Annotated in this window: 24 protein-coding genes, 1 tRNA gene and 1 pseudogene; 12 read left to right on the forward strand and 14 right to left on the reverse strand. The window is 65.0% G+C overall.

Annotation, left to right across the window (positions count from 1 at the left end; genetic code table 11):
* The first annotated feature begins 14 nt into the window (after positions 1 to 14).
* Positions 15 to 1160 carry an acyl-CoA dehydrogenase family protein gene (locus LRP30_RS42735; RefSeq protein WP_128940402.1) on the forward strand — a complete coding sequence of 382 codons (1146 nt, stop codon included), beginning with the start codon at positions 15 to 17 and terminating at the stop codon, positions 1158 to 1160.
* Between the two features lie 4 nt (positions 1161 to 1164).
* On the opposite strand, the gene LRP30_RS42740 is transcribed toward LRP30_RS42735, so the two are convergent.
* Positions 1165 to 2049 (reverse strand): LysR family transcriptional regulator, encoded by an 885-nt coding sequence (locus LRP30_RS42740; RefSeq protein WP_249758726.1) that lies wholly within the window; start codon positions 2047 to 2049, stop codon positions 1165 to 1167.
* Between the two features lie 105 nt (positions 2050 to 2154).
* On the opposite strand from LRP30_RS42740, the gene LRP30_RS42745 reads away from it, so the two are divergent.
* Genes LRP30_RS42745 through LRP30_RS42755 form a run of 3 tightly spaced genes read left to right on the forward strand, consistent with a single transcriptional unit; the run spans position 2155 to position 3649 of the window.
* Positions 2155 to 2583, forward strand: coding sequence for a DoxX family protein (locus LRP30_RS42745; RefSeq protein WP_249758727.1), 429 nt, complete (start codon positions 2155 to 2157; stop codon positions 2581 to 2583).
* A 15-nt stretch (positions 2584 to 2598) separates the two neighbouring features.
* A complete protein-coding gene (locus LRP30_RS42750; RefSeq protein ID WP_249758728.1) occupies positions 2599 to 3060 on the forward strand; it encodes a DsrE family protein in 462 nt (153 codons plus the stop codon).
* On the forward strand, positions 3053 to 3649 hold the full coding sequence (locus LRP30_RS42755) for a TlpA disulfide reductase family protein (RefSeq protein ID WP_128940301.1): 597 nt from the start codon (positions 3053 to 3055) through the stop codon (positions 3647 to 3649). Before LRP30_RS42750 ends, LRP30_RS42755 begins: the two co-directional genes overlap by 8 nt.
* Positions 3650 to 3655: 6 nt before the next feature.
* On the opposite strand, the gene LRP30_RS42760 is transcribed toward LRP30_RS42755, so the two are convergent.
* The 3 genes from LRP30_RS42760 to LRP30_RS42770 form a co-directional block, all read right to left on the reverse strand.
* Positions 3656 to 4795, reverse strand: a complete 1140-nt coding sequence (locus tag LRP30_RS42760) for an amidohydrolase/deacetylase family metallohydrolase (protein WP_249761960.1) — start codon at positions 4793 to 4795, stop codon at positions 3656 to 3658.
* 147 nt (positions 4796 to 4942) lie between these two features.
* Complete coding sequence (locus LRP30_RS42765) at positions 4943 to 6073, reverse strand: DUF2252 family protein (protein WP_249758729.1); 1131 nt, start codon at positions 6071 to 6073, stop codon at positions 4943 to 4945.
* A gap of 268 nt (positions 6074 to 6341) precedes the next feature.
* A tRNA-Arg gene (locus tag LRP30_RS42770) sits at positions 6342 to 6418 on the reverse strand.
* 145 nt (positions 6419 to 6563) lie between these two features.
* Here LRP30_RS42770 and LRP30_RS42775 point away from each other — a divergent pair.
* Positions 6564 to 6917 carry a VOC family protein gene (locus tag LRP30_RS42775; RefSeq protein ID WP_249758730.1) on the forward strand — a complete coding sequence of 118 codons (354 nt, stop codon included), beginning with the start codon at positions 6564 to 6566 and terminating at the stop codon, positions 6915 to 6917.
* Positions 6918 to 7040: 123 nt separating this feature from the next.
* The gene (locus LRP30_RS42780; RefSeq protein ID WP_014490344.1) at positions 7041 to 7334 is read left to right on the forward strand and encodes a GYD domain-containing protein; all 294 of its coding nucleotides are present in this window, start codon (positions 7041 to 7043) and stop codon (positions 7332 to 7334) included.
* Positions 7335 to 7391: 57 nt separating this feature from the next.
* On the opposite strand, the gene LRP30_RS42785 is transcribed toward LRP30_RS42780, so the two are convergent.
* The 5 genes and pseudogenes from LRP30_RS42785 to LRP30_RS42805 form a co-directional block, all read right to left on the reverse strand.
* A complete protein-coding gene (locus LRP30_RS42785) occupies positions 7392 to 8300 on the reverse strand; it encodes a tripartite tricarboxylate transporter substrate-binding protein (protein ID WP_346016243.1) in 909 nt (302 codons plus the stop codon).
* Between the two features lie 164 nt (positions 8301 to 8464).
* Positions 8465 to 8836 carry a cupin domain-containing protein gene (locus LRP30_RS42790; protein WP_249758732.1) on the reverse strand — a complete coding sequence of 124 codons (372 nt, stop codon included), beginning with the start codon at positions 8834 to 8836 and terminating at the stop codon, positions 8465 to 8467.
* A gap of 27 nt (positions 8837 to 8863) precedes the next feature.
* Positions 8864 to 9502: an RraA family protein gene (locus tag LRP30_RS42795; protein WP_128947639.1), complete on the reverse strand. Its 639-nt coding sequence runs from the start codon at positions 9500 to 9502 to the stop codon at positions 8864 to 8866.
* A 25-nt stretch (positions 9503 to 9527) separates the two neighbouring features.
* Positions 9528 to 11045 (reverse strand): AMP-binding protein, encoded by a 1518-nt coding sequence (locus LRP30_RS42800; protein WP_128947638.1) that lies wholly within the window; start codon positions 11043 to 11045, stop codon positions 9528 to 9530.
* Between the two features lie 141 nt (positions 11046 to 11186).
* Positions 11187 to 12208 (reverse strand): annotated as a pseudogene (locus tag LRP30_RS42805) (alpha/beta hydrolase).
* A gap of 208 nt (positions 12209 to 12416) precedes the next feature.
* Between LRP30_RS42805 and LRP30_RS42810 the strand changes: the two are divergent.
* A complete protein-coding gene (locus LRP30_RS42810; protein WP_164934765.1) occupies positions 12417 to 13034 on the forward strand; it encodes a hypothetical protein in 618 nt (205 codons plus the stop codon).
* A 127-nt stretch (positions 13035 to 13161) separates the two neighbouring features.
* Here LRP30_RS42810 and LRP30_RS42815 read toward each other — a convergent pair whose 3' ends face one another.
* Both LRP30_RS42815 and LRP30_RS42820 read right to left on the reverse strand, forming a co-directional pair.
* On the reverse strand, positions 13162 to 13377 hold the full coding sequence (locus tag LRP30_RS42815) for a hypothetical protein (RefSeq protein WP_249758733.1): 216 nt from the start codon (positions 13375 to 13377) through the stop codon (positions 13162 to 13164).
* Between the two features lie 18 nt (positions 13378 to 13395).
* Positions 13396 to 14403 (reverse strand): 2-dehydropantoate 2-reductase, encoded by a 1008-nt coding sequence (locus tag LRP30_RS42820; protein WP_249758734.1) that lies wholly within the window; start codon positions 14401 to 14403, stop codon positions 13396 to 13398.
* Positions 14404 to 14567: 164 nt separating this feature from the next.
* Between LRP30_RS42820 and LRP30_RS42825 the strand changes: the two genes are divergently transcribed.
* Both LRP30_RS42825 and LRP30_RS42830 read left to right on the forward strand, forming a co-directional pair.
* Entirely contained in the window at positions 14568 to 15134 is a 567-nt protein-coding gene (locus tag LRP30_RS42825; RefSeq protein ID WP_249758735.1) for a YidB family protein, read from the forward strand.
* Between the two features lie 28 nt (positions 15135 to 15162).
* Positions 15163 to 15435 (forward strand): GlsB/YeaQ/YmgE family stress response membrane protein, encoded by a 273-nt coding sequence (locus tag LRP30_RS42830; protein WP_206732771.1) that lies wholly within the window; start codon positions 15163 to 15165, stop codon positions 15433 to 15435.
* Positions 15436 to 15642: 207 nt separating this feature from the next.
* Here LRP30_RS42830 and LRP30_RS42835 read toward each other — a convergent pair whose 3' ends face one another.
* Complete coding sequence (locus LRP30_RS42835; RefSeq protein WP_128937017.1) at positions 15643 to 16428, reverse strand: SDR family oxidoreductase; 786 nt, start codon at positions 16426 to 16428, stop codon at positions 15643 to 15645.
* Between the two features lie 248 nt (positions 16429 to 16676).
* On the opposite strand from LRP30_RS42835, the gene LRP30_RS42840 reads away from it, so the two are divergent.
* The 3 genes from LRP30_RS42840 to LRP30_RS42850 all read left to right on the forward strand — a co-directional run bounded on the left by LRP30_RS42840 (position 16677) and on the right by LRP30_RS42850 (position 19927).
* Positions 16677 to 17741, forward strand: coding sequence for an acyl-CoA dehydrogenase family protein (locus tag LRP30_RS42840; protein ID WP_249758736.1), 1065 nt, complete (start codon positions 16677 to 16679; stop codon positions 17739 to 17741).
* Positions 17742 to 17757: 16 nt separating this feature from the next.
* On the forward strand, positions 17758 to 18918 hold the full coding sequence (locus LRP30_RS42845) for an acyl-CoA dehydrogenase family protein (RefSeq protein WP_249758737.1): 1161 nt from the start codon (positions 17758 to 17760) through the stop codon (positions 18916 to 18918).
* Between the two features lie 190 nt (positions 18919 to 19108).
* Positions 19109 to 19927, forward strand: coding sequence for an enoyl-CoA hydratase/isomerase family protein (locus LRP30_RS42850; RefSeq protein WP_128940313.1), 819 nt, complete (start codon positions 19109 to 19111; stop codon positions 19925 to 19927).
* Positions 19928 to 20113: 186 nt separating this feature from the next.
* Here the strand turns inward: LRP30_RS42850 and LRP30_RS42855 are convergent, their stop codons facing one another.
* Both LRP30_RS42855 and LRP30_RS42860 read right to left on the reverse strand, forming a co-directional pair.
* A complete protein-coding gene (locus LRP30_RS42855; protein WP_249758738.1) occupies positions 20114 to 22228 on the reverse strand; it encodes an acetate--CoA ligase family protein in 2115 nt (704 codons plus the stop codon).
* A gap of 178 nt (positions 22229 to 22406) precedes the next feature.
* Positions 22407 to 23153 carry a hypothetical protein gene (locus LRP30_RS42860; RefSeq protein WP_249758739.1) on the reverse strand — a complete coding sequence of 249 codons (747 nt, stop codon included), beginning with the start codon at positions 23151 to 23153 and terminating at the stop codon, positions 22407 to 22409.
* Positions 23154 to 23155 lie beyond the last annotated feature (2 nt).

Consider the following 23155-nt stretch of genomic DNA (forward strand, 5'->3'; position numbering starts at 1 on the left):
CGATCGAGGTTTCCATGTCCTACCGCTCCTCCTGGATGACCGAAGAGCTCGAAATCTTCCGCGACCAGTTCCGGAAATACCTTGCCAAGGACCTGGCGCCGCACGCCGAAAAATGGCGCGAGCAGAAGATGGTCGACCGCTTCGCCTGGCGCGGGCTCGGCGAGATGGGCGCGCTCTTGGCAAGCGTGCCGGAGGAATATGGCGGGCTGGGCGCCACCTTCGCCTATGACGCGGCGGTGCTGGACGATCTCGAGAGCACGGTGCCGGAGCTGACGACCGGCGTCTCCGTGCACAGCGCCATCGTCGCGCACTACATCCTCAATTACGGCTCGGAGGAGCAGAAGAAGCGCTGGCTGCCGAAGATGGCCTCGGGCGAGATGGTCGGGGCCATCGCCATGACCGAGCCCGGCACCGGCTCGGATTTGCAGGCCGTGAAGACCACGGCGAAGAAGCAGGGCAATTCCTACGTCATCAACGGCCAGAAGACGTTCATCACCAACGGCCAGGCCGCCGATCTCGTCATCGTGGTTGCGCGCACCGGCGATGCTGGTGCCAAGGGTATTTCGCTGATCGTGGTCGAGACCGCCGGCGCGGACGGCTACAAGCGCGGGCGCAATCTCGACAAGATCGGCCTGCACGCCTCCGACACGTCGGAACTGTTCTTCGACAACGTGACGGTGCCGCCGGAAAACCTGCTCGGCAAGGAGGAAGGTCAGGGCTTTGTCCAGCTGATGCAGCAGTTGCCGCAGGAGCGGCTTGCGCTCGCGGTCGGCGCCGTCGCCTCGATGGAGCGCGCCGTCAAACTCACCACCGAGTACACCAAGGAGCGGAAGGCGTTCGGCAAGCCGCTGATGGACTTCCAGAACACCGCCTTCACCCTCGCCGAGCGCAAGACCGAGGCGATGATCGCCCGCGTCTTCGTCGACTGGTGCATCGAGCGCCTGATCGCCAAAGACCTCGATACCGTGACGGCGTCGATGGCGAAATATTGGTGCTCGGAGAAGCAGGTCGAGACCGCCGACGAATGCCTGCAGCTGTTCGGCGGCTATGGCTACATGCAGGAATATCCGATCTCGCGCATCTTCATCGATTCCCGCATCCAGAAGATCTACGGCGGCACCAACGAAATCATGAAGCTGTTGATTGCAAGGTCGTTGTAGCCGTTCACTTCATCCGCTTGTCGGCGGCGATGAAGTCGATGAAGGTCCGCACTTTCGCTGAGAGATATTTGCGGCTCGGATACACCGCAAACAGCTTTCCCTCGAAAATGACCTGCTCGGACATGAGGTGCTCGAGACGTCCGGCGGCGATGTCATCAGTGACCAGCCATTTCGGCAGGAAGGCGAGGCCCATGCCTTCGAGCGCAGCCGCGTGCAGCAGCGTTTCGTTGGCGCTGCGTAGCACCGGATTGAGCTTTACGGTCTCGGGGCCGTGCTCGCCCTGGAAGGAGAAGCTCTCGCCGGGATACAGCGCATAGTGCAACAGCGCTTGTCCGGAGAGATCGGCAAAGGTCGCCGGGCGGCCCGCGCGTTTGAGAAACGCAGGGGCTGCAACCAAATAGAACGGGACTCTGGTGATGGGCCGCGCGATCAACGCCTCGTCGGGCGCGCCGGTCGCGCGCAAGGCGAGGTCGAATCCCTCCTCGACCAGATTGACCAGCCGTCCGCTGAGATCGACATCGAGGCGCACGTCCGGATAGCGCGCCTGATAGTCTGCCAGCACGCCGGCAAAGATCGCGTTCGCCATCCACACCGGCGCGGTCAGCCGCAGCGTGCCGCGCGGAACAACGGTCGCCTTGCTGACGGCGGCCTCGACCTCGTCGAGCGAGTCCAGCATCTGCCGCGCCTGCTCGAAATAGAGCGCCCCGCTTTCGCTCAGGCTGACGCGCCGGCTGGTCCGATTCAACAGCCGGGTGCCAAGCCGCTTCTCGAGCTGCATCACATGCTTGCTCGCCATGGCGGGCGAGATGCGCAGGCGCTGCGCCGCGGCCGCAAAGCTCTTCAGCTCGGCGACCAGGCAAAACACCCTCATGCTGACCAAGGTGTCCATGAAATCATCAATATCCAGGAAATGAACCAATCCTGGAGCAGATAATGATCAAGAATAAGGAAACCATCAAATGGTGGCCACCCTCACATCCCCTGGAGAACCACCATGTCCAGCACCATCATCGAGACCGCCGCCCCCGGCCGCGCCTTGCGCATCGGCCTCTGGGTCGCGCAGGTCCTCCTCGCCTTCGTCTTCATCTCGGCGGGGCTGGTCAAGCTGACGACACCCATTCCCCAGCTTGCGGCGATGATGCCCTGGGCCGGCCAATATTCCGAAACGTTCGTTCGCGCGATCGCGCTGGTCGATCTCGCCGGCGGGATCGGCATTCTGCTGCCGGCCCTGACACGGATCCTGCCGCGGCTGACCGTGTTGGCGGCGCTGGGCTGCGCGGTGCTGCAGGTGTTCGCGCTCTTCTTCCACATTTCGCGCGGCGAGGCTCCGATCGCGCCGCTCAACGTCGTCCTGCTGGCGCTCAGCCTGTTCGTGCTGTGGGGACGCAACAGCAAGGCACCGATCGCACCGCGGCAGTTCTGACCGGTCGCCACAGCCATGATCTCAGCCAACGGATGGTCCCGCAGGGGGCTGCTCGCCGGCGCATCAATCCTCACGGCCGGCGGCACCGCCGCGGCCAAAGTGGATCGTCTCGCCGACGGCGTCGTGATCCTGATCGACAGCAACGAGCCCTACGTCATGGGTCACGCGATCAGCTATTCCGCCAATCTCTCCAAGCATTTTGCCGAGAGGGGCGCGAAATTGCTGATCGAGGTCGTCGCCAACGGCAAGGGCATCGACGTCTTCCGGGCCGACAAGACGCCCCTGGTCGAGCCGCTGGCGACGCTGCGGCAGTCGCTGCCGAACCTCGCCTACAGCATGTGCGCCTCGTCCAAGGCGATTGCGGAAGCCAAGGAGCAGGTCTCGATCCCGCTGATAGCAGGCGCGAGCCTCGTCCCGTTCGGCATCGGACGCGTGGTCGATCTGCAGCTGAAGGGCTGGGCCTATATCCATGCGTGAGACAGCGCGCGAAGGAGGCTCAGTGCTGTCGCGACGATCGATCCTGATGGCCGCGGCAGCCTCTCTCGCTGTCCCACATGCAAGCGGCGCGCAGGACAGCTGGCCGCCAGTGTTCGAGGCCGGCCGCAGCCAATTTACTGTGGTGCGGCCCCGCGCGCCGATGCCACAGCTCAGGCTTCAGGACCCGCACGGTCGGGACGCTGTCGTGACGGCCAAGCCGGGCCACATCACATTGGTGAACTTCTGGGCCACCTGGTGCGCCGCCTGCCGGCTCGATCTACCCATGCTCGCAAGTCTGGCGGCATCACGGCCTGACCGGCTCGACATCGTTGCGGTCTGCACGGACACCAAAGACCTGCGCAAGATCCGCACATTCCTCGGCGGCCTCGCCGTGCAAAATCTCGCCTGCTACATCGACGCCTATGGCACAGCGGCCGAAGCATCTACCGCGATGTTCTCGCTCGTCGGCATGCCCATCACCTATCTCGTCGGAATGAGCGGCCGCGTCGAGGGCTACATTACCGGTGCGCCCGACTGGCTCTCGCCCGCGGGCGCGCGGCTGCTCCAATTCTATCGCGAGCAAGCTTAGGGTCGTTCAATTCGGATGCCACCAGCGGCCGCCGATGACGACGCCTTCGGAGACGATCTTCCTGTTACCGATCAGGTGCTCGCCGACGACGTCCTCGTAATCGAACTGGCCCTGCTTGACCGAGATCAGCGTGGCGTCGCCGACGCTGCCCGGCTTGAGGCTGCCGAGCTCCGGGCGCCGCAGCGCCATCGCCGCATTCACCGTCGAGGCCGCAATCACATCCGGCAGCTCCATGCCCATGCACAGGAACTTCGACATGGTCGTGACCTGGTCATAGGCGGGACCGTCGATGCACAGCATGTGGATGTCGGACGAGATCGTGTCCGGATAGAAGCCGTTGGCGAGCATGGCGCGCGCGGTCTTGAACGCGAACGAGCCCTTGCCATGGCCGATATCGAACAGGACGCCGCGCTCGCGTGCGTCCAGCACCGCCTTCTTCACCGTGCCCTGCGCAGTCGCCGGCGTATTGGGGAAGGGCCGGAACGCGTGGGTGAGCACGTCGCCGGGACGCAGGCGCGCCAACACCTCCTCGTAACTCGGCGGCGGATGGTCTATATGCGCCATCAGGGGCATGCCGACCTCGTCGGCAACCTCCAGCGCAATGTCGAGCGGCACGGTCCCCGACGTGCCCGACGAATGCAGGCCCACGCGCACCTTGATGCCGACGATGAGATCGCGATTGGCATCGGCTACCTTGGCCGCATCGACCGGATTCATCAGTCGCAGCTCCTCGCTCTCGCCGACCATGATCCGGTGCGAGAAGCCGAAGATGCCGGCATGCGAGACGTGCAGGTATGCGAGGATGCGGACCTGGCTCGGCTCGATCACATGCTTGCGGAAGCCGGCGAAATTGCCCGGCCCCGCGCTGCCGGTGTCGATCGCCGTAGTGACGCCGGAGAGGCGGCAAAATTCCTCGGCATCGATGCCGAGCGAGGTGCCGCCCCAATAGACATGGGTGTGGAGATCGATCAGCCCCGGCGTCACGATGTAGCGCGAGACGTCACGGACCTCGGTGCCCGGATCGGCCTTGAGCCCGCCGCCGACCGCCGCGACCTTGCCGCCGGCAAAGGCGACGTCGGTCACGGCGTCGAGCTTCTGGGACGGATCGACCACACGGCCGCCGCGCAGGATCAAGTCGAAAGGCATCATGGTCTCCGGAATTGTGGCCAAGCATTGCAGATGGCGGCCGTGCGACCTTAGTCGCCGTCCTGCCTATAGCAAATCTTGTAGCAAATCTTGCACCAACTGGGCAAAGCGCGGAGGTGATCGAGAACGGAGCCCGCCGCTCGCCGGTCAACCGTGCCTGCGCCACTCCTTGAAATCATCTTCGACGAATGCGGCGGCGGCCTTTGCAGCAGCATGCAGCCAATCGTTGTCGCGTTTAATCAGGTCTGCGGCGATCGTGGTCGATGCGCGTGCCGTCGCGGCGTGAATGGCGCCGATGTCAAAGCCCATGACGTTGAGCAGATCGAGCTCCAGGCTCATGTTCGCGTGATCCCCGAGATTGATCTTGCGGGAGTCGGGCGCAAGGCGCCGGATCACGAAGCCATTTTGGCGTTCGAGCACGAGGTGTGGATCGGGAGCTCGATACGAACCTTTTGCGAGGTCGAGAAAGCGCAGCTTGCCTTTCCGATCATGCGCCCAATCCCAGGCCGACGGCACCAGCGCCTTAGCTTCCCTGACGATTTGGCCGCCGCACCAATCGGCAATGGCGAGGAATCGCGGCCGGCCCAAGCTGCCGACACCTGCCACGCGCGTCGCGAAGCGATCGAATGCGGCATCGGGCGGTAATTTCTTGCGGAGTGTTGCGGCAACAGCAGACGGTGGCTTCGCTCGCGGATATTTCTCCACGTCGTCCCAGAACTCATGGCGTTCGTCGTCGGTGCATGTCACGTAAGCGCGCATCCAGCTCGCCTGCTCATCCAGGAGCGAGGGCCGCGGTTGTTTGAGACCCTGCTTGTAACCATCGAGAATCGCCTTTGCGGCGTCACCATTGCCGACGTGGGTCATGGCCCTCGCCTTCTTTTTCTTGGCCTTTGGCGCGAGCCGGGCGCTTGTCGCAAGGCGCACGAGGTCGAAGGGATAGGCAATGCTCGCGGCCTCGTCGAAATCGTTGACGCCCCAGACGAGGCGTCCCTCCGCGTCGCGCCAAGTCCCGAAATTTTCGATATGGGTGTCCCCCACGGACAGCACGCGCGGCGCGTCCGTCAACTCCGGGCAGAGCGCTTCGATAGACCTGGCCCAGCGGAAGAAGGTTGCACGAAGGAAGACGAACGGGTCGTCCTTCATCTTTTTGTGCTTTTCGTCGAGGTCGCGCTCGACGACCTTACATTGGGAACGCAGCCAGCGCTCGAACTCTCTATTGTCGTCCAGAAATGAACGCGGCCCGATCCCGCCGCGGCTATTTGACTTCTGCTTGATCACCGCAAGAACTTTCCAAAAAGAATGATGATGAGCGAGTTCGCGGAAATGATTGCGGGCTGTTTCGCTATGAACAGGCGTCCGGATATTCAATCGCAGAGCGAGCATGATAGTCCTGGCGCTACTTTCCCGCTAGTCGAATGATATGGCGTTGCCATTGCCAGCCGCAGGGTCACGGCAGGCGAACACGAGGGCGAAGCTAAAGGATAGGGAATATGCGCGCGAGGCGCACCCAGCATCTGGCGAGCAATGCGTTAAGTATCTGAGATTATGGCGATCCCGGGAAGACTCGAACTTCCGACCTACGGTTTAGGAAACCGTCGCTCTATCCGGCTGAGCTACGGGACCGCGGAACCCGAACGTTGCGGGTTCGGCCCCCTCATAGCAGAGCAAGATGCCGTTCGCCAGCCGCATCGGCGGGCCGGGTTGTCGTCAAGGGAAGCGAGGCGGCTGTACAATCTCCTCCCGTATCCCTCTCTGCGGAGCAGCCCACATGATCGAAAGCATCAGCGCCATCACGCTCGGCACGCATGACATGGCGCGCGCCGTGCGCTTCTACCACTCGCTGGGGTTCGAGCTCCTCCATGGCGGCGAAGCCGCAGCATTTACCAGCTTTCGCGCCGGCGCCGGCTATCTCAACCTGACGGCGCAGCCAGACGACAAGCGCTGGTCCTGGTGGGGCCGCGTCATCTTCTATGTCGCCGATGTCGACGCGACCTTTGAGCAGGCGCGCGCCGCCGGATGGCAGCCGTCGGCCACGCCGCGCGATGCGGAATGGGGCGAGCGCTACTTCCATCTCACCGACCCCGACGGCCATGAGCTCAGTTTCGCACGGCCGTTGTCCTGACCGAATAAGTCGCATCTGCTGACGTTCCAACGCGCAAGTAGCGCTGTCTCAGCCGCCGTGGCAAACTCGGCGCGGTTGCCTCAAGCGAGAATTGGATCTGGGTTCTAACCAGGGAGGACGACCATGGTAACCTATGTCGTGCTGGGAAACTTCACGGATCAGGGAGTCCGCAACGTCAAGGACTCGCCGAAGCGGGCCGAAGCCTTCAAGGAGATGGCCAAAACGTTCGGTGTGACCGTGAAAGAGATCGTCTGGACGCAGGGACGATATGACGTTGTAACCGTTCTTGAGGCTCCAGATGAGGCTGCCGCGATGTCGCTCAGCCTTAGTCTCAGCGCACTCGGCAATGTCCGCACCGAAACGCTGCGCGCGTTTTCGGCGGCAGATATGACGAAGATCGTCGGCAAGATGCTCTGACGCTCAAGCCCGCACGAGCGCACCGGACCCGGGATGGCAATCCCGGGCAGAGGCCTCTCACGCCCTGATATTGTTGTCCCTGACCACCTTGCCCCAATAGGCGACCTGCTTGTCGAAGAAGGTCTTGAAGGCGGCGCCGTCCTCGAGCAGCAACGTCATGTGCTGCGTGTCCTTGAGCTGAGCTGCAGTCGCGGGCTCGCTCAGGATCTCCTTGCACGCCGTCGCCATGGCCGAAACGATGTCCGGCGGCGTGCCCGCGGGCGCGAAGATGCCCCACCAGGCCAGCGTCTCGAAATCCGGAAAGCCTGCCTCGATCGCGGTCTGCGTGTCCGGCAAGGCCGACAGCCGCGTGCGGCCGAGCTGCAGGATCGGCCGCAGCATGTTGGTGCCGAGCTGGGCTGCAACCAGCGCCGCCGATCCCGCGATGAGATCGACATGGCCGCCGAGCACGTCGTTCATGGCCGGACCGCCGCCACGATAGGGCACGTGCATGATCTCGACACCGGCCTTGCTGCCGAGCACGGTCATGGCAAGATGGCCGAGCGTGCCGATGCCGACGGAGGCGTATTTCACCGCGCCGGGCGACGCCTTGCAGGCCGCCACCACGTCCGCGAAGCTTTTATAGGGACGGCCGGCGCCCGCGGCGATCACGTAAGGAGCGGTGCCCACCAGCAGGACCGGCATCAGCTCGCGCTCGACGTCGACCGGCGGCTTGTCGAGGATGGCCGGGATCACTGCGTGGGAATCGAATGTCACCAGGAACGTCGAGCCGTCCGCCGGGCTCTTGGCGACCTGCGCCGCACCGAGCGCGCCGGCAGCGCCCGACTTGTTCTCGACCACGACGATGCGGCCAAGCTTGGTTTGCAGATTGGACTGCAACAGCCGCGCCATCGCGTCGGTCGAACCGCCCGGCGGGAACGGCACCACCAGCGTGATCTTGCCGGCCTGCGCCGCTGCCGGCGCCATCGCGAGAACGGCCGGTGCGGCCAAGAGCGTGCGTCGTGTGATCGTCCCGGCTTTTGCTCGTTGGCGCTAGAGCATGACCCGGACCCGAAGGGCCGCGTTAGCGCAAAGTGTGCAGCGGTTTTCCCAAAGATCACGCTCAAGAAAATAACCTAAGCGCGAAGCGCTTAGGTCGTCCCGAAGCCCGACCCCGGTTTTCTATATTCTGGCCGCGGCGGGCTGAAGACGTCCAGCACGCGGGCGCCGTCGGGGCCGGCGCGCATGGTGTGCGGCACGTTGCCGGGCGTGCGCCAGAAATCGCCCTTCTTCACCGGGATTTCCTCGTCACCCTGGACGCGGACGGCGGAGCCGTCGAGCAGCACGCCCCATTGCTCCTCGGGATGATGGTGCAGCGTGCCCTGCGCATGCGGGGCCAGCGTCACCACCGACAGCATCGCCTGCTCGCCCGAGAAGATGCGCGTGGTCACTCCCGCCGCGAGCTCGCGAAACAATCCGTCGCTGGGATCATCGATGTTATGGAATTCGTCCTTCTGGCTCATGCCATCCTCCCCTTCGTGCTCGCCTGATCAGGATTTTCCATACGAGCCCTGATAGCGTCCCTCGCGGATTGCCTTCAATGTCTCCTCCTCGCGCGCGACCTGGGCGCGGACGGCTTCCAGTACCGCGGCGGCGCCCGCGGCGGGAAACGACACCACGCCGTCCTCGTCGCCGACGACGATGTCGCCGGGCGCAATCACGCTGCCGCCGATCGTCACAGGCACGTTGATCTCGCCGGGGCCGTTCTTGTAGGGGCCGCGGTGGATCACGGCGCGGGCATAGCAGGGAAAGTCATCGGCTGCGAACGCCGCGACATCGCGGATCGCGCCGTCGATGACGTAGCCTTCGGCTTTGCGCCACTGCGCGATGTTCTTCATGATCTCGCCGACCAGGGCTCGCGTCTCGTCGCCGCCGCCGTCGACCACGATGACGTCGCCGGGACCGACCAGCTCGAGTGCGCGATGGATGGCGAGATTGTCGCCGGGGCGGGTGCGCACCGTGAAGGCCGTCCCCACCAGCTTGCCGCCGCGATGATACGGCTTCAGTCCCACCGCGCCCGGCAACCGGGCGAGATTGTCGGAAATCACCGAAGTCGGCGCGCCTCGGAAGCCCTCGATGATGTCGGCGGGCGGCTTCGGCACGCTGTTGGCAGCGATGGTGATGGGCATCTCGTCAGTCCTTCCGTGATGTGTCTCAGTCGGCGTGCGCTCGCGCCTTGGCCGGCCAAATCCGGAAGGCGCGCCCCTGCTTCATCCACGCCGCGCGCTCGTCGCGCAACAGGGTGCGGCGGACTTTTCCGGAATCATCGCGCGGCGGGGTGCTGACGATCTCGAAGCTCTCCGGATGCTTGTAGCGGCTGAGCCTGTCCCTCAAAAACTCCGCCATGCCGTCGGCGAGCGCCTGACCGTCCGCGCCCGGCTCCGGCTCGATGACGGCGTGGACACGCTGGCCCAATTCCGGATCGGGCAATCCCACCACGACGCAGGAGCGCACGCCGGGGCAGGCGGAGACGGCGGCCTCGACCTCGGCCGGATAGATGTTGGCGCCGCCGCGCAGCACCATGTCGGCGAGGCGGTCGCCGAGATAGAGATAGCCTTCCGCGTCCAGCCGGCCGATATCGCCAAGCGATTCCCAGCCGTCGGCGCGGCGCTTCGGCTCGGCCCCGAGATAGTGATAGGTGGCGTCCTTGCCGTCATTATTGAGGAAATAGATCTCGCCGGTTTCGCCGGGCGCGACGTCGTTGCCGTCCTCACCGATGATGCGAAGCTTCGCCATGTCGCCGATCTTGCCGACCGAACCCCTGTGCGTCAGCCATTCCGCACCGGAGATGATGCAGGAGCCCTGGCGCTCGGTGCCGCCATAGAGCTCCCAGATCCGCTCAGGCCCGAGCCAGGCGATCCAGTTCTCCTTCAGCCAGGGCGGCATCGGAGCTGCCATGTGGAAGACCGTCTCAAGACTCGACAGATCGTAGGCATTGCGCACGCTCTCCGGCAGCGCCCAGATCCGGTGCATCATGGTCGGCACGAAATTGACCCATTGCACGCGCTCGCGTTCGATCTGCCGCAGCGTCTCCTCGGCGTCGAACTTGACGAGGCCGGTGAGCTGGCCGCCCGTGAACAGCGCGTAATGCGACACGATGAACGGCGCATTATGATAGAGCGGACCGGGATTGAGCAACGAGACCCCGAACGGGATGTTGAGCGGCGGCGCGGCCACGGTGTCGGTCACCGCTGGATGGTGATCGAGGATCACCTTCGGCCGGCCGGTCGAGCCGCCTGAGGTCATGGCCTTCCAGTAGCGCGCCACCGGCGGATCGAGCGGCTCGTCCGAAAAACCTTGCGGCACGAAATCCGCGGGCAGACGGTTCGGCGCGTTCCAATCGGCCTCGCCGCCGACCACCAGCACCGGCTTGAGGATGTCGAGCACCGCGGCGGCTTCGCCGCGCGGCAGGCGCCATGACAGCGAGGTCGGCGTCGCCCCGCACTTCCACACCGCAAAGGACGTCTCGAAGAACGCGTTGCCGTTCGGCAATCCGATCGCGACGAAGTCACCGGGCTTGACGCCCCTGGCCATGAACGCCCGCGCGCGCCGGTTGGCGCCACGCTCGAGCTCGTCCCATGTCAGCGTATCCTGCCCATGACGGACGGCGATCGTGCCGTGCGGTTTGCGTTCAGCGTACCAGCGCGGCACGTCGGACAGGGGCAGCAGCATCAGGCGTTTCCACTTCGTCTTCTTGGCGCCGCCTCACGATGAGGCGCTCACGGTGCGAAGTGTAACAGCCGGAGCCAAGCCTTCAAGCCGCAAGCCTTCAAGACGTAAGCCTTCAAGACATAAGCCTTCAACGCATGCGCATCAGCGCTCCGCGCCGCAGCCCGGACTATCGAACAGTGCCGCGAGCCCGCATGTCGAGGTCAGCATCTTGTCGGCGTCGTGGCCGACGCCCGCGACGTCCCAAACCCGGTGATTGGGCGTGCCGTGGTTGCGCTTGGCCATCGCCTCCGCATAGGCGTGACCGCGGGCGTAGCGCGTGGCGCCTTCGCCATGCAGCTCTTGTCGAGCGCGGAATGCTCCGGATTGGTGTCGAGGGTGCCGAGCAGATAGATCACCTCGCGCTCGACATAGCGCTGTTCGAGCGCAGCCGGCGTGACGTTCGCAAGATAGGGCGGCCGCTCGTCCATGCCGTATTTCCAATTGTTGTAGCCCGGGCAGGAGGCGGCGATGGCGGGCACCGGCCGCTCGGCGCTGAAATAGGCATAGGACGACGGGTTGGCGACGACGTAGCGGATATCGATGTGCTGGCGCGACAGCGCCGCCTCGCCTTTGCCGGCGATGGCGTAGCGCTGCGCGACCTGCCCGCCGCCGGAATGGCCGGCGACCACGACCTGCTTCAGGTTCGGGAAGATGCGCCGGTCGGTGAGCTTTGCCAGGATCGCATCGAGCGCCTCGAACGAGGAGACCGGATTGGGCGCCAGCGCGGCATCGCCGCCCTCCCAACCCTCCAGCGACCAGCGCAGCATGTCTGCCGGCAGCTTGTGGGCCTCGACATCGATCTCCGCCAAGAACTGCGGCACGATCATGAGCGCACGCTTGCCGTCGTCGCCCGCTGCGACCTGCGCGGTGTGGGCTGACAGATAATATTCGTCGGCATTGCGCAGCCGTCCATGCAGCACGATGATCGCGCGCGAGATCGCCGGCAGCGGCATCGACCAGTCGCTGGAGAGGTAGAGCGGCAGAATGCCCTGGCCGCCGACCGCGAGCCGCGCGTCCGCAACCGCTCTCACCGGCTTGCGGTTGGGCGCAGCTTCGTCCGCCGCGAAGGCATGGCCGCAAATCAGCACCAGCGCGATTGCGACGAGACCGGCCAACGCTCGCATGACGGACATTCCCCTTCGAATTCAAATCGATAAAAGTCTAAGCACATCATCTGCGCGCGGCTGTGACTCGCGCGCCACGTCAAGCAAAAAATGTCAGCAGCCCAGCCATGAAATTCCCGGGTTCCATGGGTGACAAGCCGGCGATAAAGAGGCAAAAATCCGACTCGACTCGGGGCGGGTTGAGTTTTGCAGGGAATGCTCTCGTAGAATGTCGGTCGTAGTTGCATCGCGTCGTGCGGCGCTTCTCGTTGCCGCAGCAGGATTTTTTCTGCTGACCTTGCCGCATGCCCAGGCGCAATGGTGGAAGCGCGCGCCCGTCGACTTCGAGGAATGCGCCGACGCCGCCGAAAAATCCCCGACCAAGGCTGAGAAGACCGCGGCGCTTGCCGACTGCAACGCCAAATTCGCCGGCCGCCGCAAGGCTGGCGGCGGCTATTCCTATTACGACTTCCTCCAGGATCGCACCTTCGACATCGCCGGGCCGAATCCGACCCCGGAAGAGCAGAAGAAGATCGACGCAGCCTACACCGCCTATCTCGCCAACCAGCGCCGCATTAATGAAGCGGCCCAGGCCACCGCGCGCCAGCAGCGCGAGCAGCAGGAACAACAGGTACAGCAGTTCCAGCAGGTCGCGCTGCGAACCGACATCGAGCGCGTGCCCGTCCCGGTCCAGCGGCCGAAAGTGCAGCAGAATGTCGGCCAGCGAAAGGGCGCGCCCTGCACCAAGGGCTCCTTCTCCTGCGAATGGCCGCGGCTGTCGGAAAGCTTGAACGATTTGAAGAAGTTGTTCAATCCAACGCCGAGCAAGCCGGCGAAGAAGGGCTAGAGCTAGCCACCGCCGTCATTGCGAGGAGCCCTTGCGACGAAGCAATCCAGAATCCTTCCGCGGAGAGATTCTGGATTGCTTCGCTGCGCTCGCAATGACGAGTTGGATGGAGATTCGCGTCCCTTCCTCAATTCGCGTGCTTCTTCTTGCTCGGCTTCGGTTTGGCCACCGACGCACTCGCCGGCGGCGCTGCCGTTGGCGAAGCGCTCAACGCCTTGCGGCTCTCCTGCAATCGCGCGTCATAGCCTGGAGAGTTCACGACCGTCGGCGGTCTTGCATGAGCGAGCGTCGATGCGCCGCAGAGCGCAGCCAGCGCGATCCCAATCGTCAAACAACGCTTCATCGCGCTCCTCCTTCGCACTCACGCTGACCCGCGAATCTGCTGCGGCGTCAGCCCGGGCGGGCCGTTGCCGGCAACTTCGGCTTCCTTGATCAGCGCAACAATGCGGCGCATCAGCGGCACATCCACGTTGTTTTGCTCGGCCAGCGCGATGACCGCACCCTGGAGATAGTCGATCTCGGTCTTGCGCCCGTGCTTCAGGTCCTGCCACATCGAGGAGCGGGCTTCGGGATCGATCTTCATCGTGCGTCCCAGGATCGCGTTGAAGATCACGTCGGGCAGCCGCAGCAAGGCCGGCGTCCATCTCATTGGGATCGGCGTTGCCGAGACCGGCGCGATGCCGGCGGCCTTCAGCGCGGCTAGGCCCTCGGCCATCTGGTCGGCGAACAGCCTTCGCCAGTCGCGGTTCGCCAGCTGCGCGGCGAGCGGCATGTCGGACAGCGCGCTGAGCGCATTGTTCAGATTGATGATCAGCTTGCCCCATTGCACGCCGGCGATATCACGGCTCGCGCGTACCGTGAGGCCGGCCACCGACAGCGCGAGGGCTGTGTTCGCATCGTCCTCACCAACATGAATGTCGCCGGAGGTCGAACGGTGGAAACGGCCCTCGCCCATCGCGATCACGTTGAACGGCACCATGCCGGCGAGCACACGCCGATCGCCGAGATGCTCGCGCAGCACCGCGACATTGCCAATACCGTTCTGAAGCGAGACGATAACGGCGTCGCGCGGCGCATGCCGCGCGATCTGCTCCGCGACATCGGCGGTGTCGGCGCTCTTCACCGTCACCAGCACGATGCCGGCGCTGTGGAAGATCGAAGGATCCTCCGACAACGCGAGCTGGCCCGCGCCGAGCTTGTTCTCGGAGCCGTCGAAGTCGGTCAACCGCAGGCCGAACCGCTCGATCTCGGTTTTCACCCGCGGCCGCACCAGCAGCGCGACGCGGCGGCCCGCGGCTGCCAGCATGCCGCCGACGAAACAGCCGATGGCACCGGCGCCGGCCACCACGATCGGTCGATCCGTAACCACTGACCTCGCTCCCTGAATGACCGGCCTTCGATAGCAGAGGCGAGGCCGGCTGCCCATCGCGTCGCGGCCGCCTTGTAACCGTCATGACCGCCCCATATGTTTTCGCCCCGGGGGAGCCTGTCAGCGGCGAGCGCTCGCCGAACGAGACGCCAAAGGAGAGCACCATGGGTCTACTCGACGTCCTCAACGGCATGCAGAACGGCCCGCGCGGGCCCAGCGCGCCTAGCTCCGAGAAATCCTCCGGCGGCATGTCGCCGATGACCATGGCGCTGCTCAGTCTGCTCGCCTGGAAGGCGTTCAAGCATTTGACCGCAAACCAATCCGGCACGGCGCCGCAACCGTCGCCGACGCCTGCGCCGCCGCCGGTCAACGCCGGCGCAGGCGGTGGCCTCAGCGATTTGCTCAAAGGCGGCCTCGGCGGCCTGCTCGCGGGCGGCGCGGCCGGCACCGTGCTCAGCGGCGGGCTCGGCGATCTCCTCAACCAGCTCCAGCAGAGCGGTCACGGCGACACCGCGAATTCCTGGGTCGGCAAGGGCGAAAACAAGCCGATCGCGCCGGGCGATCTCGCCAGCGCGCTCGGCGCCGACCAGATCGACAGCCTGTCCGCCCAGAGCGGCCTGTCACGCGAGGAGCTGCTGTCCGGCCTCAGCCAGTATCTGCCGCAGGTGATCGATCATTTGACGCCGGACGGAAGGCTGCCGACCGAGAACGAGCTCTCGGGTCGCATCTGATTGTCGTCAAAGGGAGGGGAGCACTGTCATGAGCATGGGCGGCCTGTTGTGGATCATCCTCGTCGGCTTCGTCGCCGGCCTCATCGCGCGCTGGCTCGCGCCGGGGCCGAACAATCCGAGCGGCTTCATCCTCACCACCATCCTCGGCATCGCCGGCGCGTTTCTGGCGACCTTCGTCGGTCAGGCCATCGGCCATTACAGCCCCGACCAGGGCGCCGGCTTCATCATGGCCACGGTCGGCGCAGTGGTGGTGTTGTTCATCTGGCACCGCCTGGTCGCCAGCGGCGTGATCAAGGGGTAGGGCCGCCATCGCTTTTGTGGCGTTGTCTACCAACAAACTCGGTGTCGTCCCGGCGAAGGCCGGGACCCATAGTCACCGAATCCAGTTTGGCGAAGACTGGCAATTGCCTGCTCGCCCCACAACTACGGCCTGTGGTTATGGGTCCCGGCCTTCGCCGGGACGACGACTGTGTTTGACGAGACAGAAAGCGCGACGGGTCCACCACCGTCACGTAATCAAATGCATCCCCGCATCCATGCGCACGACCTCGCCGGTCATGTTGCTGGAGGCCGGCATCGCCAGGAAGCAAACGAGCTGCGCGATGTCTTCCGCGCTCGAGGCGACCTTGAGCGGCACCTTCGCGACCACGCTGTCGCGCACCTGCTTTGCCCCGGCCTCGCCGCGGCCCTTGGTGAACCAGGGCGTGTCGATATAGCCGGGGCACACCGTGTTGACGCGGATCAGCGGCGCCAGCGCGCGCGACAGCGACAGCGTCATGGTGTTGAGCGCGCCCTTGCTGGCGGCATAGGCGATCGACGAGCCGACGCCGCTGATGCCGGCGACCGACGACACATTGACCACCGCCGAGGGCCGCCCCGAGGCCTTGGCGCCGGCCTCGAGCAGACTGCGCGCCGCGCGCACCATCTGGAAGGGGCCGATGGTGTTGACACCGTAGAGGCGCTGGAAATCTTCCGCCGACAAGCCATCGAGATCGGCATGGGCAACGTGCTTGGTGGTGCCGGCATTGTTGACGAGCACGTCGAGCCGGCCCCAACCGGCCGCGGCCGCGACGATCTTGCGGCAATCGTCATCCTTCGAGACGTCGCCCTGCGCGACCAGAACTTCCGCGGCGCCGGCCTTGCGGCAGAGGTCAGCCGTGGCCTCGGCTTCCTTCTGGCTCGAGGAATAGTTGATGACAAGCCGGGCCCCGCTGCGTGCGAGAATTTCCGCGGTCGCGGCACCAAGGCCGGATGCCGATCCCGTCACGATTGCGCACAAACTATCCTTGGCCATCCTGGTTTCCTTCCCCTGTCTCTGACGTCGGCGCCTTGTTTAGCGAGTTTGCCGCGCCCTGCAAATCGAGCAAACTCCGCTAAGCGGAATTAGCCTCCTATTGGTCCTTGCGCCCATGCCTGCGCCGCAGGTTGACCTGCGATCAACGCTTGTCAGGGCCATGGCTTTTTCCGATCATCGGGCGCAAGAAGAACCTGCGCGCCGCCCCACCGGGGCAGACGCGCCAATGGCAAAACACGGGGAACGCTGTGGCGGAGAGTGACAATATCGTCGTCGAGACCGCGGAAAAAATCTTCGCTGATCTCGCCGATCCGCAAACCATCAACAACGACAAGAAGAATTCGTGGCAGGCACCGCTGTGGCGGGCGCTGAGCGAGGCCGGCCTGCCGCTATCGTGGGTGCCTGACGATCTCGGCGGCTCCGGCGCCAGCCTTGCCGACGGTTTTGCCCTTCTGAACGCTGCCGGCCGTTTCGCAGTCGCCGTCCCCCTGGCCGAGACCATGCTCGCGGGCTGGCTGCTGGCGCAGGCCAAGATCGCATCGCCCGCGGGCGAGATGACGGTGCTGCCGGCTTCGCCAAAGGATCGCATCACGCTCGATGCCGACGGCGCGCTCTCCGGCCGCGCCCGCGGCGCGCCCTTTGCCAAGGCGGCGAAGCATTTTGCGGTGCTGGCGCACGGCAAGGACGGCATTTCCATCGCGCTGGTCGATGCGACCAAGGCGCGGATCGAAGCCGGGCTCAACGTCGGCTACGACCACAGCGACACCGTGACGCTCGACAAGGTTCAGCCCGTCACCCTCAAGCCCGCGCCGGAAGGTTTCGATCAGACCACCTTGATGCTGATGGGCGGCGTCGCGCGCAGCCTCCAGATCGCCGGCGCGCTGGAATCCATGCTCGATATCTCCGTGCGCTATTCCAACGAGCGCGTCGCCTTCGAGAAGAAGATCTCGAAATTCCAGGCGGTGCAGCACAATCTCGCACGCCTCGCCGGTGAATCCGCCGCAGCGCTTGCGGCCGCGACGTCTGCGGCCGATGCGATTGCGAACGCCAAGGCGTTCGACAACGAGGTCTATCTCGAAGCCGCCTCCGCAAAAATCCGCTGCGCGGAAGCAGCAGAGAAAGGCGGCGGCATCGCCCACCAGGTTCACGGCGCGATCGGCTTCACCATGGAGCACATCCTGCACCGCTATTCGCTGCGGGCACTGGCCTGGCGCGACGATTTCGGCTCGGAAAGCCACTGGGCCGTCGAGCTCGGCAAGCTCGTTGCAAGCCGCGGCGCCGATGAATTGTGGCCGCTCGTGGCTTCGCGCTGATCAGGGGACGACCACAATGACCGCTGCCCTCCGTTTCGATCCGATCCGCCTGCCGGAAAAATGCGAGCAATTGCGCAAGGAAGTCCGCGCCTTCCTCGCCGAGGAAATCGCCGCTGGCACTTTCGATCCGCACAAGCCCAACCGCGAAGACACCGACGCGCCGGAATTCTCCCGCCGGGTCGGCGCCAAGGGCTGGCTCGGCATGACCTGGCCCAAAAAGTATGGCGGCCAGGAGCGCTCTTTCCTCGAACGCTACGTGGTGACCGAGGAGATGCGCGTCGCCAATGCGCCGACGCGGCGCTTCTTCGTCGCCGACCGCCAGAGCGGGCCGGTGCTGCTGAAATACGCGCCCGAGCACATCAAGATAGAGATCCTGCCGCGCATCTGCCGCGGCGAGATCTGCTTCGCGATCGGCATGAGCGAACCGAACTCCGGCTCCGACCTGTTCGCCGCGAAGACGCGCGCGACCAAGACCGACGGCGGCTATCTCATCAACGGCACCAAGATCTGGACCTCGTCGGCGCATATCGCCGACTACATGATCGCAATCTTCCGGACCTCGCCGCCGACCAAGGAAAACCGCCGCCACGGCCTGACCCAGTTCCTGGTCAAGATGAAGCAGCCCGGCATCCAGGTGAACCCGATCGGGCAGATTACCGGCCAGTACGAGTTCAACGAGGTCGTCTTCACCGATCACTTCATTCCCGACGATCATGTGCTCGGCGAGGTCGATGGCGCCTGGAAGCAGGCGACATCAGAGCTTGCCTATGAGCGTTCGGGCCCCGAACGCTTCCTCGAAACCTATTACGTGCTGACCGAGCTGGTGCGCGCGATCGGTCCCAACCCGGACACGCGCAGTGCCGAGGGCATCGGGCGCCTCGTCGCGCAGCTCCACACCATGCGGCGCATGTCGGTCTCGGTTGCCGGCATGCTGCAGGCCGGCAAGGAGCCGGTGGTGGAGGCGTCGATCGTCAAGGACATCGGCACGGTCTGGGAGCAGCAGCTGCCGCACCGCGTGCGCGATCTCGCCGCCTTCGTCGAGGAGACCGCGACCAACCGCGAGACGCTGGAGCGCCAGCTCGACTTCGCCATCAAGACCGCACCCAAACTCACCATCCAGGGCGGCACCACCGAGGTGCTGCGCGGCATCATCGCCCGCGGACTGGGACTTCGATAGTGTGGATGGGAGCGATGCTCTGGCAGCGCGCGCCCTTCACCTCTCCCATCGGGAGAGGTCGGCGCGTAGCGCCGGGTGAGGGGTTAGGATCCCACGATAGAGCTGAGCCGCTCACCCGATTTGCTGGCGCAAATCGACCTCTCCCTATGGGAGAGGTGGTTCTTCGCTACTGAGATACTGGAGGCACAAAATGACCACCTACAAAGATATCGGCGTCGAGAAGATCGGACACGTCGGCACCATCGAGATCCGCAGGCCGCCCCTCAATTTCTTCGACATCTCGCTGATCAACCAGATCGCGGATGCGCTCGACGAGTTCGACCGCGACATTGAGATCCGCGCCTCGGTTCTGTCGGCGCAGGGCAAGGCATTTTGCGCTGGCGCCAATTTCCAGGATCCGGCGCGGCAGGCGCAGGAAGCGCGCGAGGCTGAGAAGACCGCCAAGGGCGATCCGGCCGACAGTCTCGGGCCGATCAACCATCTCTACATCCAGGCCGTGCGCATCTTCCGCGCCAAGAAGCCGATCGTCGCCGCCGTGCAGGGCGCCGCCATCGGCGGCGGCCTCGGTCTCGCGGTATCCGCGGACTTCCGCGTCACCTGCCCCGAAGCCCGCTTCTCCGCGAATTTCACCAAGCTCGGCTTCCATCCCGGCTTCGGCCTGACCGTGACGCTGCCGGAGCTGATCGGCAAGAACAACGCCGAGCTGATGTTCTACACCAGCCGCCGCGTCACCGGCGAAGAAGCGGTGAAGTGGGGCCTCGCCAACGAGCTGGTGCCGCAGGACCAGGTGAAATCAGCCGCGATGAAGCTCGCCGGCGAGATCGCCGAATGCTCCCCGCTCGGCCTGCTCTCCACCCGCGCCACGATGCGCGCCGGCCTCGCCGACCGCGTGATGGCCGCGACCAACCACGAGCTCGCCGAGCAGACCCGGCTGCGTGCGACGGAAGACTTCAAGGAGGGTGTGAAGGCCACGGAGGAGCGGCGCGTGGCCAATTTTAAGGGAAGGTGATTGCTGCCGCGCCGCGGCGCTGCCACACCCTTCGCTGTCGTCCTGGCGAAAGCCAGGACCCATTACCCCAGGGGAGAAGTTGCGGCGCGAAGCTGGTAACAACGAGTCTTCGCCAAACTACCCATGGGGTAATGGGTCCTGGATCAGCGCTCGCTTGTCCAGGACGACAGCAAGGTGTGTGGCCGCCTACTTCTTTCCCACCACGAGCGCGTCGACGATCGTCACACCCTGCCCGTCCGGGTGTACCAGCACCGGGTTGAGCTCGATCTCCGCGATCTCCTGCGCATGCCGTGCGGCGAGCACTGAGACATCCGCGATCAATCGCGCCAGCGCCGCGACATCCGCTTGCGCCGCTCCGCGAAAACCGTTCAGCAGCGGCGCCGCCTTCAATCCCGCCAGCATCGCGCCGGCCTCTTCCGCACCGACAGGCGCCGGACGATAGACAACATCGCGGAACAGTTCTGTGGTGACGCCGCCGAGCCCGACCATCACCATCGGCCCAAATGTCTGGTCCGTCATCGTTCCCACGATGATCTCGACGCCCTTCTTCGCCATCGGACCGACCAGCACACCCTGGATCGCCGCGTCCGGCCGCTGCTCGCGCGCATTGTCCAGCAGCGCTTCGAACGCCAGAAAGACCTCGCCCTTGGTGGTGATGTTGACGCGCACGCCGCCGACTTCGCTCTTGTGCGCGATGTCGGGCGACTGGATCTTCATCACCAGCGGAAAGCCCACGCGCGCGACCGCTTCATCCAGCCCGGACTTGTCCGTCACCAGCACTTCGTCCGGCAGCGCGATGCCGGCGGCGCGGAGCAATGACTTGCTGTCGGCCTCGGACAATGCTGGCGACTTCAAATGCGCAGAGAGATCGCGCACCGGCAACCGCGTCTGGTCCGCCGGTTTCGGCAGATTGAATTTCGCGTAGTCGACGAGCCGCCGCATCGCGACGCCGACATGAGTCAAACCCGAGAGGACCACGACAGCGGATTTCGCGAGCTCCCGCCGCGCGAAGTCAGAGGGGACCGTGTAGGAATAGAACACGACCGGCTTCTTCTGCGCCGCCAGCACCGGCGTCAGCTCGGCCTCGTCGAACGGCTTGCGCACCTCACTCGACAGTGACAGCACGATCAGCACCGCATCGACCTCGTCGGAGGCGGTGAGCAGGTCGACGCTCTTTTGCAATCCGCCGGAGGTCACGCCTTGCGCGGTGACGTCGATCGGGTTGCGCGCGGTGCCGTAGGACGGCATCAGCGTTCGGATCCCCGCCTGGATCGTTTCGGACAGCTCCGGCACCTGCAAGCCCTGCAGTGCCACGGCATCCGCGCCCCAGATGCCGGCGCCGCCGGAGACGGTGACGACGGCGACGCGATCGCCCTTGGGCAGCGGATTGCTGGCGAGCAGCGCCGCGATCGTCAACGCTTCGTCGAGATCGTTGGAGACGATAAAACCGTATTTCGCGAACACCGCGTCATAGGCCGCCGACCAGCCGGCCATGCTCGCCGTGTGCGAGGCCGCCGCGCGCTGGCCGGCGCCAGAGCGGCCGACTTTTGTCACGACGACGGGCTTCCTCGCCTCGGCGGCGCGCCGCGCGGCGGCCAGAAACTTGTCGACGTCGCGGATGCCTTCGATGAATAGCAGGATCACGTCGGTCGAGGTGTCCTGCACCAGATAATCCAGGAACTCGCCGGCGCCGAGATCGGATTCGTTGCCGGCGCTGACGACGTAGCTCACGGCGATGCCGATCGCCCGCGCGCGATGGTAGTAGGCAAAGCCGATGCCGCCGCTCTGCGCGACGATGCCGATCCGCTTTTGCGTCGCGACCAGCGGCACCACACCCGGCTTGACGTCCACCGCGGGACTGAAGGTGGCCGCCACGCGCTGCATCTGGCTGAAAAAGCCCTCGGCGTTGGGCCCGGAGATCCGCATGCCGGTGCGCCTGGCCAGCGCCGCGATCGCATCTTGCATCGCTGCGCTGTCGCCGCCCTCCTCCGCGAAGCCGGAGGAGATGATGACGGCGTTCTTGACGCCGGCGACGGCGCATTGCTCGAGCGCAGGCAGCACCGCGCGCGCCGGGATGACGATGACGGCGAGATCGATCGGCGCGCCGATCTCGGCGATCGATGTGTAACAGGCGAGCCCGTCGATGTCGGCATAGTTCGGGTTCACCGGATAGATCTTGCCGGGATAATCGTTCTTGCGCAGCATCGACAGCAGCCGCCCCGGAATCTTCTCGTGATCGCGCGAGGCCCCGATCAGTGCGATGCTGGCGGGCGCGAAGAAGCTGTCGAGCGGATGCGGCATGGCGTGATCCCCCTTCTTATTCTTGCCCCACCCTACCCGTCATCCTGAGGTGCGAGCCGCGCGGTGCGCAGCGCCGTGCGGGGAGCCTCGAAGGATGTGCGGCCCCGCCAGTGGCCGTCGCCCTTCGACGCTCGCCGAAGAGGCGAGCACCTCAGGGTGACGGATCATTTGCAGATAATCAACTGACGCGGAACGTTACCCCACCTAACAAGAACTCGTTGCCGGCAACCGCATGCCCCTTCTCCCGCGCGGCATGCAGCACACGTGCTGCATCAGTCACCCGAAATTCCAGTGCGCTCATGATTTCGCTGGTGCCCTTGACGAAGCGGAAGGTTGCGTTGGGCAGCTTCAGTTCGGCGTCGCGAGCTGCAACCCCGATGATCTTGCCCCAGTGCTCCGCCAGCCCTTGCGGGTCGGGGCTCTGCATCTCGACGGCCGTCAGCGCCTGCGTCACATCCTTGCGGATGAATTTTTGCCAATCGGGTCCCGCGGGTGGATAGGCGCCCAGAATGTCGTCGCTGCCTTCGGTGTGGTTGAACTCGATGAAGGCGGCACGACAGTCGCGGGGGTGGAGCTGCACGCCGTGATAGGGTGCATGGTCGATGACATTGGCCGTGCGCACGCCAAGCGCGTTGGCGTTGCGACCGCACTCGTCCGGATCGTCGCAGCAGAAGATCGCCATGTAGCCACCGCGGCCGCCGGTCTTCTCGATGAAGCGGCCGGCCGTGGTGCCGTCCTTGAAGGGCGCAACGACTTCCAGCAGGATCGTGTCGACCGGCAGCAGCGCGTTCTCCAGACCGTATTTCGCGACATTGCCGTCGCGATAGCACACGGTGAGACCCATGATCCTGGCCATATCCGTGATGACAGGCTCAAGCTGCGGCGCAACCAGGCAGATCTGACGCAGCCGGATATAGGGCGCCATCG

Origin of the sequence: Bradyrhizobium sp. C-145, assembly GCF_023375135.1 — a bacterium.
GTDB classification, from domain to species: domain Bacteria; phylum Pseudomonadota; class Alphaproteobacteria; order Rhizobiales; family Xanthobacteraceae; genus Bradyrhizobium; species Bradyrhizobium zhanjiangense.